Source organism: Pseudomonas atagonensis (assembly GCF_011369485.1).
GTDB classification, from domain to species: Bacteria; Pseudomonadota; Gammaproteobacteria; order Pseudomonadales; family Pseudomonadaceae; genus Aquipseudomonas; species Aquipseudomonas atagonensis.
Genome location: NZ_VXCA01000016.1, coordinates 120,225 through 132,933, shown reverse-complemented (window position 1 = coordinate 132,933; position 12,709 = coordinate 120,225). Strand labels below are relative to the sequence as shown.

Here is a 12,709-nt window from a genome sequence, read left to right as displayed (position 1 = left end):
GCGAAACAGCCAAAATCTCCCTCACGCCTTCGTCTCGCCGCCAACGTCGCCGATGTTGATGCCATCACACTTACCGAAGAGTTAGCCGGCAAAAGCGTCGAACGTGCAGGTATTTTTAACACTCTGAAATTACCGGGGAACATCTGACCGACATCTCGGTCGGCTACAAAGAGTGATCCCCGCGTCGCACGTCAGAAGCGTGCAAAAACGCGACATTTTTAGTTGATCTCAGGCCCCTCACGCCCTAAAGTTCGCGCCGAACGTCCATGCTGGAAACGATCCATCCGGCTCAAGTACTGACGACGAGACAGCAAGGCCAAGGGCAGCGCCCCATGGCCTTTTTGCTTTCGGCGACATGCCTTGGGAAGTAGGCGAACCAAAGTGGGGATACGGAGGACGTTCATTTGCACCCATTGATTAACGACGTTTGCCACTAGGAGTCCCAAGTATGTCGATCCAGGTCGAAGACTATTTCGCGCGCGCCACTTTTGACAAAATGAAGGCGTTCGCCGACAAACAGGAAACCCCGTTCGTGGTGATCGACACCGCGATGATCGCCCAAGCCTACGATGACCTGCGCGCCGGTTTCGAATTCGCCAAGGTCTACTACGCGGTCAAGGCCAACCCGGCCGTCGAGATCATCGACCTGCTCAAGGAGAAAGGTTCGAGCTTCGACATCGCCTCTATCTATGAGCTGGACAAGGTGATGGATCGCGGCGTCAGCCCGGACCGCATCAGCTACGGCAACACCATCAAGAAATCCAAGGACATCCGCTACTTCTACGAGAAGGGCGTGCGACTGTTCTCCACCGACTCCGAAGCCGACCTGCGCAACATCGCCAAGGCTGCGCCGGGTTCGAAAGTCTATGTGCGTATCCTGACTGAAGGCTCGACCACGGCTGACTGGCCGCTGTCGCGCAAATTCGGCTGCCAGACCGACATGGCCATGGACCTGCTGATTCTCGCCCGTGACCTCGGCCTGGTGCCGTATGGCATCTCGTTCCACGTCGGTTCGCAACAGCGCGACATCAGCGTCTGGGATGCCGCAATCGCCAAGGTCAAAGTGATCTTCGAGCGCCTGAAAGAAGAAGACGGCATTCACCTGAAGTTGATCAACATGGGCGGTGGCTTCCCGGCTAACTACATCACCCGCACCAACAGCCTGGAAACCTACGCCGAAGAAATCATTCGCTTCCTGAAAGAAGACTTCGGTGATGATTTGCCGGAAATCATTCTGGAACCGGGCCGTTCGTTGATCGCCAACGCCGGCATTCTGGTCAGCGAAGTGGTGCTGGTTGCGCGTAAATCACGCACCGCCGTCGAGCGCTGGGTGTATACCGATGTGGGCAAATTCTCCGGCCTGATCGAAACCATGGACGAAGCGATCAAGTTCCCGATCTGGACTGAGAAGAAAGGCGAGATGGAAGAAGTCGTGATCGCCGGCCCGACCTGCGATAGCGCCGACATCATGTACGAGAACTACAAATACGGCCTGCCGCTGAACCTGGCAATCGGTGATCGCCTGTACTGGTTGTCGACCGGTGCGTACACCACCAGTTACAGCGCGGTTGAGTTCAATGGCTTCCCGCCGTTGAAATCGTTCTACGTGTAAAATCTTTACCCGTAACGCAAAAAGCCCATGACGTGTCATGGGCTTTTTTGTGTCTGACATTCCACTGTAGGAGCTGCCGCAGGCTGCTCCTACAGGAGTGATTTGTAGCGGTGAGTGTACTTGGCTGCCAACGCCTGAATCCTTGGATCTGTCGCACTGGACAGCGCTTCACTGGCCACCCGCAGAAAATTCAGATTACCGCCGGCCAATGCCTTCTCAAGCCACATGACTGCATCATCGATCCGGCCTTCATCGGCCAGCACCGCCGCAAAACTGAACTGCCCGCGAAAATCACCACCCTCAGCCGAGCGCCGATACCAGTCACGAGCCGCGACCGGATCCGCTGGGCACACCTGCCCTTCCTCCAGATAACGGCCCAGCAGATTCATCGATTTCGCATGGCCCGATTCAGCCGCGCGCCAATACAACGCCAGCGCCTGCAGATGATCCACCTCCACCCCGCGCCCGGTCGCCAACAGATTGGCGAGGTTGTACATCGCCCAGTCCTGCCCGGCATACGCTGCAATTCGGTAATGCTGCGCCGCAATCGAAGCATCCGCCGCGACGCCCCAGCCATGCTCATGACAACGACCGAGCATGTTGCGCGCCATCAGATGTCCGCGCCCGGCGGCAATGCCGAACCAGCGCAGGGCCAGTGGTTGATCCTGCGCAATGCCTCGGCCATCGAGCAGGATCTGCCCGAGCAACGCCTGCGCTTCTATCTCCCCCTCGCCCGCCGCCAGCAGAATTGCCTGCGCGGCGCGAGCCGGGCTTTCTTCAAGCATCGCTGCCAGACCCGAAGCGTCGAGGACTTCTTCACGGCGCAGTTGAAAACTCATACCTCGACCCAGCGGCGCAACAGGTTGTGATAAGTGCCCGTGAGGCGGATCAGCGAAGGATGATCGGGCATGTCTTGGGTGAGCTGCTGAATGGCCCCGTCCATCTCGAAGAGCAACGCGCGCTGGCTGTCTTCGCGCACCAGGCTTTGTGTCCAGAAGAACGACGCATAACGTGCGCCGCGCGTGACCGCGTTGACCTTGTGCAGGCTGGTGCCGGGGTACAGGACCATGTCGCCGGCGGGTAACTTCACGCTTTGGGTGCCGAAGGTGTCCTGAATTTCCAGTTCGCCGCCGTCGTAATCCTCGGGCTCACTGAAAAAAAGTGTGGCCGACAGATCCGTGCGCACCCGCTCGATGCTGCCCTTGGGCTGGCGCACGGCATTGTCGATGTGGAAATCGAAACTGCCACCCGCCGTGTAACAGTTCACTAGCGGCGGGAAGACTTTGTGCGGCAGCGCGGCCGACATGAACAACGGATTTTTCCACAGCCGTTCGAGCATCGCTGCGCCGATTTCCTTGGCCAGCGGATGACCCTCAGGGAGCTGCAGATTGTGCTTGGCCCTGGCCGACTGATAGCCAGCGGTGATCTTGCCATCGGCCCAATCAGCTTGCTGCAGAGCCTCGCGAATGCGCTGCACTTCGTCTTTTTCGAACAGACCGGGGATGTGCAGCAGCATGGCAATGTCACCTGATGGCAAAGAGGCGGCAATGGTATTGATTCTTATTGACCGTGTAAAACCCGAGAGACGAATGAACTGGCAAAAACCGTAAGGTTAAATTGTAAAGAATGTAAATTCAGTGCAGTTAGCAATGTTTCGCAATTGATACGAATACCTGTTTACCCTATATTCCGCCGCCTCAAATCCTTGGGGAGGGGAATAAAAATGGCACGTCAACACGCACAATTACCGGTGAGTTCACCACGTCTGCTCGCCTCTGCAATCGGTGTGGCAATCACCGCCGGCTCCGCAGGCCACATGGTGTTCGCCGCCGAAAAGACCGACAGCAAAGCCGCCGGCAATGCCATCGCCCTGGACGCGACGTCGATCACTGGCGAAGCCCAGGACTCGACGTCCTACCAGGTCGAAAAAGCCTCCTCGCCCAAGTACACCGCGCCGCTGGTCGACACGCCGCGCTCGGTCACCGTTATTCCGCAACAAGTCTTGAAAGACACCGGTGCCCTGAACATGCAGGATGCGCTGCGCACCGTGCCGGGCATCACCTTCGGTGCCGGTGAAGGCGGCAACCCCCAGGGCGACCGTCCGTTCATCCGTGGCTTCGACGCCCAGGGCGACACTTACCTGGACGGCGTGCGTGACACCGGTTCGCAGAGCCGCGAAATCTTCGCCGTGGAAAACATCGAGGTCAGCAAAGGCCCGAACTCCGCCATCGGTGGTCGCGGCGCGGCGGGCGGCAGTATCAACCTGGTGAGCAAGAAAGCGCACTTGGGCAACTCGTTCGACGGTGGTTTCACCTGGGGCTCCGACCAGACCCAGCGTTACACGATGGATGGCAACTACCAGTTCAGCGACACCGCTGCCGGCCGTCTGAATCTGATGAGCCACGAGAGCAACGTCGCCGGTCGTGACAGCGTCGACTACGACCGCTGGGGCATCGCGCCATCCCTGGCGTTCGGCCTGGGCACCGACACCCGCGTCAACCTCGACTACTACCATCTCGAAAGTAACGACACCCCGGATTCGGGCGTGCCTTACACGCTGTCCAGCCCGCGTACCAAAGCCCATCCGGACAAGCCGTATTCGGGTGGCGACCACAGCAACTTCTATGGTCTGGAAGATCGCGATTTCCGCAAGGGCCGCACCGACACCGCGACCTTCGCCATCGAGCACGACCTGAGCGATTCGCTGACGATCAAGAACACCCTGCGTCACGGCACCAGCATGCAGGACTACATCCTGACTCAGCCGGACGACAGCAAGGGCAACGTCAACAACGGCAGCGTCTGGCGTCGTGCGAACACTCGTGTGAGCAACACCGAGACCACCACCAACCAGACTGACCTGTTCGGCAACTTCTACGTCGCCGGCTTCAAGAACAGCTTCTCCACCGGTGTCGAGTACACCCGAGAGGAAAGCCAGAAGTCCTCGTACAACGTCGACACCGACACCACACCGCGTACCACCAACGTGGCGTCGAGCACCAACTGCACGCCATCGATGATCGGAGCGTCGAGCGGTTACAACTGCACCTCGCTGTCGAACCCGAACGCGAACGATCCGTGGAACGGCGCGATCTCGCGTAATTACGCCGGCACCGACACCAAGGCCAACACCTACGCACTGTATGTGTTCGACACGCTGGAGTTGAACCAGCAATGGCTGGTGAACATGGGTCTGCGCTACGACCACTTCGACACCAAATACCGCTCCTACGAAGCCAACGGCGCAACCACCGTCAACAAAGGTGTAGAAGCCAAAGGCAAGGACACCAGCGAGTTCGTCACCGGCCAGTTCGGCGTTGTCTACAAACCAGCTGAAAACGGCAGCATCTACGCCTCCTATGCCACCTCCGCCACTCCACCGGGCAGCACGCTGGGCGAAGGCATGGACGGCAACCCGTTGGGCGGCACCGTCGACCGCAGTAAAAACCTGCTGAGCAGCGACATGGAGCCGGAAACCACCAAGAACTATGAAATCGGTACCAAGTGGGATCTGCTCAATGATCGCCTGTCGCTGACCGCTGACATCTTCCGCACCGAGAAGGACAACGCTCGCGTGCAGACCGACACCACTTCCTACGAGAACGTCGGCAAGACGCGCGTTCAGGGCCTGGAACTGTCGGCCAGCGGCAAGCTCACCGACAAATGGCAGGTGTTCGCCGGTTACGCCTACATGGACAGCGAACAAGTCGATGGCGGCCCGCTGGGCAAAGCCAACGATGGCAACCAACTGCCTAACACGCCGAAAAACAGCGCCAGCTTGTGGACCACTTATCAGCTCACGCCGAAGCTGACCGTCGGTGGCGGTGCGTTCTATGTCGACGACGTGTTCGGCAGCGCTGCCAACACCACCATGGTCGATTCGTACGTTCGCTACGACGCGATGGCGGCCTACAAGCTGAGCAAAAACGTCGACCTGCAACTCAACGTGCAGAACCTGACCAACGAGGTCTACTACGACAAAGCCTTCTCGACCCACTTCGCCAACCAGGCGGCGGGCCGTACGGCACTGTTGAGCACCAATTTCCACTTCTGATTGATGCTGCAAATGTGGGAGCGAGCTTGCTCGCGAAAGCGGGGTGTCAGAGAAATAGATATCGACTGACACGACGCATTCGGGAGCAAGCCCCCTCCCACAAGAAATGCGCCGCAAGGTCAGGCCCCGTTCATTTAATTGGACGGGGCTTTTGTGCGTAATAAAGAACGCTTCTCGATAACCCACGGCATAATGCGCGCCGTGAAGACAATTTTCGAACGGACGGCGAGTGACGTGTTGAAGAAAACCCTGTTCCAGTTGCACTGGTTTTTTGGCATCACCGCAGGCCTGGTGCTGGCGTTGATGGGCATCACCGGTGCGGCTTATTCGTTTCAGGACGAAATCCTGCGGGCGCTGAACCCCTCCGTACTGCAAGTGGAAAAACAAGTCGCCGGCGTTCTGCCGCCCGCTGAACTGGTCGAACACATCGAAGCCGGCTCGGGCAAAAAAGTCTCGATGCTCTGGGTCGAAACCGACAGCGGTAATGCGGCGAAAGTCTTCTTCACCCCGCCCAAGGGCGAACGTCGCGGCGAGATGCGCTACTTCGATCCGTACACCGGCGAGTTCATGGGCGATGCCGTGGGCCAGGATTTCTTCGGCCTGATGCTACAACTGCACCGTTTCCTCGCGATGGGCGATACCGGGCGCAACATCACCGGCGCCTGCACGCTGATCCTGCTGTTTTTCTGCCTTTCCGGTCTGTACCTGCGCTGGCCGCGTCAGTGGAACAGCTGGCGCGTGTGGCTGACACTGGACTGGAAGAAAAAGGGCCGCGCCTTCAACTGGGATCTGCACTCGGTGGCCGGCACATGGTGCCTGCTGGTGTACCTGCTGCTGGCGCTGACCGGTTTGTCGTGGTCGTACGAGTGGTACAACAAGGGCCTGACCAGACTTCTTTCCGACGCCCCACAAAACGAACGCGTACGCGGTGGGCGCGGCCCTGCGCCGGAAGGTCCGGCACCGACCGCCGACTACGCGGCGATGTGGAGCAGCATCTACAGCGCCGCCGGCCCAGGCCTTTCGGCCTACAACATCCGCATGCCGCCCGTGGCCGGCCAACCGGCGACGGTGTTCTACCTGCTCGACAGCTCGCCGCATGATCGCGCGCTGAACCAGATCACCCTCGACCCGGCCACCGGCATCGTCAAACGGGTCGACCGCTACGCCGACAAGAGCTTCAAGGCGCAACTGCTGACCAGTATTTATGCGCTGCACGTCGGCACTTATTTCGGCCTGGTCGGGCGGATCATCATCACCCTCGCGGCGGTGTGCATGCCGCTGTTTTTCATTACCGGATGGCTGCTGTACCTCGATCGTCGGCGCAAGAAAAAGCAGATCAAGGACGCGCGCAAAGGGCTCGAACAACCAGCCGGCGATGCGTCGGCATGGCTGATCGGCTTCGCCAGCCAAAGCGGTTTCGCAGAGCAACTGGCGTGGCAGACTGCCGGCCAATTGCAGGCCGCCGGATTACCGGTGAAGGTGCAGCCTCTGGCGAATGTCAGCGAACAGGATCTGCGTGAGTCGAACAACGCGCTGTTCGTGGTCAGTACGTTCGGCGACGGCGAAGCACCGGACAGCGCCCGTGGCTTCGAGCGCAAAGTGCTGGGTAAAGCCTCGACACTCGACAGCCTGAACTACGCCGTGCTCGGTCTCGGTGATCGCCAGTACCAACACTTCTGCGGCTTCGCCAAACGCCTGCACCAATGGTTGGGCGAACACGGCGGCAAGACCTTGTTCGCCCCGGTGGAAGTCGACAGCGGCGATCCGTACGCGTTGCGCCACTGGCAAACCCAGCTCGGCCTGCTCACCGGGCAAGCGCCGGTCGACACCTGGCAGGCGCCGAGCTACGACAACTGGACGCTGACACGCCGCGAACTGATGAACCCGGACAGCAGCGGTTCGCCGGTATACCTGTTGGGCCTGAGCGCACCGAACACCAGCAGTTGGCTGGCTGGCGATCTGGTCGAAGTGCTGCCGCGCAACTGCCCGTGGGCCATCGAGCATTTCCTCGACGGTCTCGGTATTCGTGGCGAGACCACGGTAAAAATCAATGGCCTCGACGAGCCGCTCGAAGTGGCACTGGCTTCTCGCCAGTTGCCCGAGCACCGCGCCCATCTGGTCGGCCTGCATGCCCAGGCACTGGTCGACGCGATGGTGCCACTGGCCATGCGCGAATACTCGATCGCCTCGATTGCCGCCGACGGTGTGCTGGAGTTGATCGTGCGTCAGGAACAGCATGCCGACGGCAGCCTCGGCATCGGCTCCGGCTGGCTGACAGAACACGCGCCGGTCGGTGGCAGCATCAGTTTGCGGGTGCGACGTAACAGTGGCTTCCATCTGCCGAACGAACCGCTGCCGATGATTCTGCTGGGCAACGGCACCGGCCTCGCCGGGTTGCGCAGTTTGCTCAAGGCGCGGATTGCCGATGGTCAGCAACGCCAGTGGCTGCTGTTTGGCGAACGCAATCGCGAGCACGATTTCCTTTGCCGTGGAGAGCTGGAAGAGTGGTTGATCAACGGTGATCTGGCGCGACTCGACCTGGCGTTCTCGCGGGATCAGGCAGAGAAAATCTATGTGCAGGATCGCTTGCGTGAATCAGCCGCTGAACTGAAGAAATGGCTAGCGGAGGGAGCGGTGATTTACATCTGTGGCAGCCTTCAGGGGATGGCCTCTGGCGTCGACCAAGTGCTCAACGACATCCTGGGAGCGGCTGAAGTTGAAAGACTGATCGAGCAGGGCCGCTATCGCCGGGATGTTTATTGAGTACGCCGAAGACTCCCTCACCCTAACCCTCTCCCGGTGTGAGAGGGAACTGATTGGGGGATGCTGCAGAGTTACGCCGACCTGAAAAACGCTTTGCTGAATCCAACGTCGATATGAGAGCGCTGTGCCGAATCCATAATCGACTCAGTCTTTCAGGTCGATGTACAACCTGAAACAACTCCGTAGGCTCCCTCTCCCTCCGGGAGAGGGCTGGGGTGAGGGTTGTGAACTACAGTGAAATCTCCAGCCACTTCACAAGGATCGTGAAGCATGCAAAACCGCCCTACCCTCGCGCAATTCGCCCGCCATTTACGCACCCACCAAACCGACTGCGAACACCTGCTCTGGCAAAGACTGCGCTCGCGCCAGATCGCCAATCTGAAATTCCGCCGGCAGTTTCCGTGTCCGCCTTATGTGCTGGATTTCTATTGCGTCGAACTTAAGCTCGCCATCGAACTGGACGGTGGTCAGCACTACGAACCAACGGGTGTGATTCACGACCAGCGTCGGACGCTTTTCCTGCGACGTCAGGGAATTGAAGTTGTGCGGTTTAGCAATCTGGAGGTGATGCAGCAGATGGATGATGTGCTGGAGCAGATCATTAGAATTGCGGCAGATCGGAAAAGCCCCTCACCCTAACCCTCTCCCGGGGGGAGAGGGGACTGATTGGGGGATGATGTAGATCTATGCCGACCTGAAATGCTTCACCAAAATCCATAATCGATTCAGTTTTTCAGGTCGGCGAATGACTCAAGACACCTCAGTCGGCCCCCTCTTCTTCCGGGAGAGAGCCGGGGTGAGGGTTGGCTTTTGACGTTCTGCAATTCAAACCGGCTGCAGTTTTTTCTCAAACACCGCCACCCCATTCAAATCCCGCAACACCACACTCATCTCCCCGCTCTGTCCTTCAATATTCACTTCACCAAAAAACTGAAACCCGGCAAACGGCGAAGCGTTTTGGGTCGGTGGCGCTTTCTCGAAGACCACTTCCGGGCCAAAGGTTTTATCCAGCGGATTGGGCCCGAAACTCCCGGCATTCAACGGCCCGGCAACAAACTCCCAGAACGGTTCGAAATCCTGAAACGCCGCGCGATCCGGGTGATAGTGATGCGCCGCGCAGTAATGCACGTCTGCCGTCAGAAAGACGAAATTGCGCACCTGCTGCGCGCGCAGGAAACCGAGTAATTCAGCGATCTCCAACTCGCGCCCCTGGGCGGGACCGGGATCACCGTTGGCCACCGCTTCCCAACGCGGCACACCCGGACTGACCTCGCCATCCGGCACGCCAAGGCCAATCGGCATGTCGGCGGCAATCACCTTCCACTGCGCTTTGGAGTGCTTCAACCCGCGCTTGAGCCAGTCCAGTTGCTCACGCCCGAGGAACGGTTTTGCCGCACCGAGGTTGTCGTCGTTCGCACCGCGATAACTGCGCATGTCGAGCACGAACACATCGAGCATCGGCCCGTAACCGAGCTTGCGATAAATGCGTCCGCCGCCATCGGCAGCCTGCAAGCGCATCGGCGAGTATTCCAGCCAGGCCTTGCGCGCACGGCCGACCAGGGTGTGGATATCTTTCTCCTGATAGCGCTCGTCAAGCTGTTTGCCCGGCGACCAGTTATTGACCACTTCATGGTCGTCCCACTGCCAGATCTGCGGCACTTCAGCGTTGAAGCGACGAATGTTTTCGTCCATCAGGTTGTAGCGATAATTGCCGCGGTAGTCGTCGAGGGTCTGGGCGACTTTGCTCTTCGCTTCCGTGGTGATGTTGCGCCACACGCGGCCACCCTCGGTGGTCAGTTGTGCCGGCACCGGGCCGTCGGCGTAGATGGTATCGCCGCTGTGGATAAAGAAGTCCGGCAGGCGCAAACGCATGGCCTCGTAGATGCGCATGCCACCGATGTCCGGATTGATGCCGAAGCCCTGGCCAACGGTGTCGCCGCTCCAGACGAAACGGATATTGCGCCGCGCCGTCGGGGCGCTGCGCAAATGGCCGAGCCAAGGTTCACTGGTGACACCGGTTTGCGCGTCCTTGAAATACACCCGATAGAAAATCGCCTGATCGGCAGGCAGCCCACTGAGTTCGACACGGGCAGTAAAGTCGCTGCGCGCATCGGCGAGCGCCGAGACCACCCGCCGCGGACTGCGAAACTGACTGCGCGTGTCCCACTCGACCACCATCCGTGCGGGGCGATCGCTGCGACTCCAGATCATCGCGCGGTCGCCTTGCAGGTCGCCGGACTGCACACCGTCAGTGAGTTGTGGCCGATCCTTGACCGAGGCGATAACCGCCGGCGCCAGCCCCGGCATCAGCAGACCGGCGCCGACCACTTGTATCACGCGCCGGCGACCGGGATTGAAATCGCTCATGGTGTTCTCCCTGAAAAAGGAAAACTTAAGCACGGCTGTGTGAACTCGCCATGACACCAGCCACAACACAAAACCAAAAGTGGGAGCGGGCTTGCTCGCGAAAGCGGTGCATCAGTCAAAGAAATATCGACTGACACGACGCCTTCGCGAGCAAGCCCGCTCCCACAGGGGATTTGTGTCAGGCTTTGGCAGGCTCCAGCGCCAGTTCAACGGCCTCAGGCCGTTTGACCGTTGCGTACACGACGGCCGTCAACAAACTCCCCGCAACAATCGCCAGCAAATACAGCAATGCGTGATTGATCGCGTTGGGAATCGCCAGCACAAACAACCCGCCGTGCGGCGCCATCAATTTGCAGCCGAAATACATCGACAACGCACCGGTCAGCGCACCGCCGGCAATGCTCGCCGGGATCACCCGCAATGGGTCTTTCGCGGCAAACGGAATCGCCCCTTCGGAGATAAAACACAGCCCCAGCACCAGCGCCGCTTTGCCAGCCTCGCGCTCAGTCTGGGCGAACTTGCGTCGGGCGATGAACGTGGCAATGCCCAGACCAATCGGCGGCACCATGCCAGCCGCCATGGTCGCGGCCATCGGCGCGTAACTTTGCGACGCCAGCAGCCCCACCGAAAATGCATACGCCGCTTTGTTGATCGGCCCACCGAGGTCGACGCACATCATGCCACCCAGCAACACGCCGAGCAGGATCGCGTTGGTGGTGCCCATGCTGTCGAGGAAATGCGTGAGCGCGGCGAGCATTCCCGCCACTGGCTTGCCAACCACGTAGATCATCACCAGACCGGTAATCAGACTGGCAAACAGCGGGATGATCAGGATCGGTTTCAACGCTTCCAGACTGTGCGGAAGCGCCACGTAACGGCTGATCAACTTGGCCGCGTAACCGGCGATAAATCCGGCGACGATGCCGCCGATAAATCCAGCGCCCAGAGTGCTCGCCAAGAGCCCGCCAATCATCCCCGGCGCCAGCCCCGGACGGTCGGCAATCGAGTAGGCGATGTAACCGGCCAGCAGCGGTACCATCAACTTGAACGCAGTCTCGCCGCCGATCTGCATCAGCGCCGCCGCCAGCGTGCCTTCTTCCTTGAACGCGGTAATGCCGAAGACAAACGACAACGCGATCATCAGGCCGCCCGCCACCACCATCGGCAGCATGAACGACACACCCGTCAGCAGGTGTTTATAGACACCGGTTTTCTCTGATTTGGCCGGGACTTTTCCGTCGCTGGCAGCGCTTTCCACCTGACCTTCGGCCAGGGCTTTTTTCAACGTGGATTCCGACTGCTTCAGCGCAATCCCGGTGCCACAACGGTAGATTTTTTTGCCGGCAAAGCGCTCGGTGGCGACTTCGATATCCGCCGCCAGCAGCACCACGTCAGCCTCGGCAATCGCCGTTGCACTGAGCGGCGTTTTCGCACCGACAGAGCCTTGGGTTTCGACTTGCAGTTCATAGCCCAGACGCTTGGCGGTTTGCTGCAACGCTTCGGCGGCCATGAACGTATGGGCGACTCCTGTCGGGCACGCGGTGATCGCCACAATGCGCGGCGAACGCTGAGCAATCGCATCCGGCGCAGCCTCGGCAGCCACGTAGACTTGCGCCTCTTCAGCACCGCGACGCAGCACCGCTTCGACATCCTGCAGCGCCTGCGCCGGAGCAATGCGGAACACGCGCTTACCGATGAAACGCGTCATGTCGACGTCACCGGTGGCCACCAGTAACACCCACTCCGCCGCCTCGATGGTTGCCGCCGACAACTCGCGTTCCGGGTGCGCCGCGTCGACCACTTCGACACTGGTGCTCCAGCCCTGACGCTGAGCCGCGGCATCGAGCAAACGCGCGCATAGCACACTGGTGACCATGCCGTTCGGGCAAGCCGTAACAATGGCTAACTTCATG

Annotated in this window: 8 protein-coding genes; 4 read left to right on the top strand and 4 right to left on the bottom strand. The window is 59.8% G+C overall.

The annotated features are described in order from the left end of the window. Window positions 1–448 precede the first annotated feature (448 nt). Window positions 449–1,612, top strand: a complete 1,164-nt coding sequence (locus F2P67_RS11780) for a type III PLP-dependent enzyme (RefSeq protein ID WP_007915304.1) — start codon at window positions 449–451, stop codon at window positions 1,610–1,612. 89 nt (window positions 1,613–1,701) lie between these two features. On the opposite strand, the gene F2P67_RS11775 is transcribed toward F2P67_RS11780, so the two are convergent. Beyond that, window positions 1,702–2,451, bottom strand: coding sequence for a tetratricopeptide repeat protein (locus F2P67_RS11775; protein ID WP_166220494.1), 750 nt, complete (start codon window positions 2,449–2,451; stop codon window positions 1,702–1,704). Then, a complete protein-coding gene (locus tag F2P67_RS11770) occupies window positions 2,448–3,128 on the bottom strand; it encodes a Fe2+-dependent dioxygenase (RefSeq protein WP_166220491.1) in 681 nt (226 codons plus the stop codon). The genes F2P67_RS11775 and F2P67_RS11770 overlap by 4 nt, the downstream gene beginning before the upstream one ends. A gap of 207 nt (window positions 3,129–3,335) precedes the next feature. Here F2P67_RS11770 and F2P67_RS11765 point away from each other — a divergent pair, with 207 nt between their 5' ends. The 3 genes from F2P67_RS11765 to F2P67_RS11755 all read left to right on the top strand — a co-directional run bounded on the left by F2P67_RS11765 (window position 3,336) and on the right by F2P67_RS11755 (window position 9,068). Next, entirely contained in the window at window positions 3,336–5,666 is a 2,331-nt protein-coding gene (locus F2P67_RS11765) for a TonB-dependent receptor (RefSeq protein WP_166220489.1), read from the top strand. Window positions 5,667–5,900: 234 nt separating this feature from the next. Next, window positions 5,901–8,429, top strand: coding sequence for a PepSY domain-containing protein (locus tag F2P67_RS11760; RefSeq protein ID WP_166220487.1), 2,529 nt, complete (start codon window positions 5,901–5,903; stop codon window positions 8,427–8,429). A gap of 270 nt (window positions 8,430–8,699) precedes the next feature. After that, window positions 8,700–9,068, top strand: coding sequence for an endonuclease domain-containing protein (locus tag F2P67_RS11755; protein ID WP_166220485.1), 369 nt, complete (start codon window positions 8,700–8,702; stop codon window positions 9,066–9,068). A gap of 186 nt (window positions 9,069–9,254) precedes the next feature. Here the strand turns inward: F2P67_RS11755 and F2P67_RS11750 are convergent, their stop codons facing one another. Beyond that, the gene (locus F2P67_RS11750) at window positions 9,255–10,796 is read right to left on the bottom strand and encodes an alkaline phosphatase D family protein (RefSeq protein ID WP_166220483.1); all 1,542 of its coding nucleotides are present in this window, start codon (window positions 10,794–10,796) and stop codon (window positions 9,255–9,257) included. 178 nt (window positions 10,797–10,974) lie between these two features. Continuing rightward, on the bottom strand, window positions 10,975–12,708 hold the full coding sequence (locus F2P67_RS11745) for a PTS fructose-like transporter subunit IIB (RefSeq protein WP_166220480.1): 1,734 nt from the start codon (window positions 12,706–12,708) through the stop codon (window positions 10,975–10,977). Window position 12,709: the final 1 nt, after the last annotated feature.

What these genes read in the sequence shown, in the direction of transcription:
- F2P67_RS11745 (WP_166220480.1), bottom strand. Translation starts at nt 12,708, where the DNA reads ATGAAGTTAGCCATTGTTACGGCTTGCCCGAACGGCATGGTCACCAGT.
- F2P67_RS11775 (WP_166220494.1), bottom strand. Translation starts at nt 2,451, where the DNA reads ATGAGTTTTCAACTGCGCCGTGAAGAAGTCCTCGACGCTTCGGGTCTG.
- F2P67_RS11750 (WP_166220483.1), bottom strand. Translation starts at nt 10,796, where the DNA reads ATGAGCGATTTCAATCCCGGTCGCCGGCGCGTGATACAAGTGGTCGGC.
- F2P67_RS11765 (WP_166220489.1), top strand. Translation starts at nt 3,336, where the DNA reads ATGGCACGTCAACACGCACAATTACCGGTGAGTTCACCACGTCTGCTC.
- F2P67_RS11755 (WP_166220485.1), top strand. Translation starts at nt 8,700, where the DNA reads ATGCAAAACCGCCCTACCCTCGCGCAATTCGCCCGCCATTTACGCACC.
- F2P67_RS11780 (WP_007915304.1), top strand. Translation starts at nt 449, where the DNA reads ATGTCGATCCAGGTCGAAGACTATTTCGCGCGCGCCACTTTTGACAAA.
- F2P67_RS11770 (WP_166220491.1), bottom strand. Translation starts at nt 3,128, where the DNA reads ATGCTGCTGCACATCCCCGGTCTGTTCGAAAAAGACGAAGTGCAGCGC.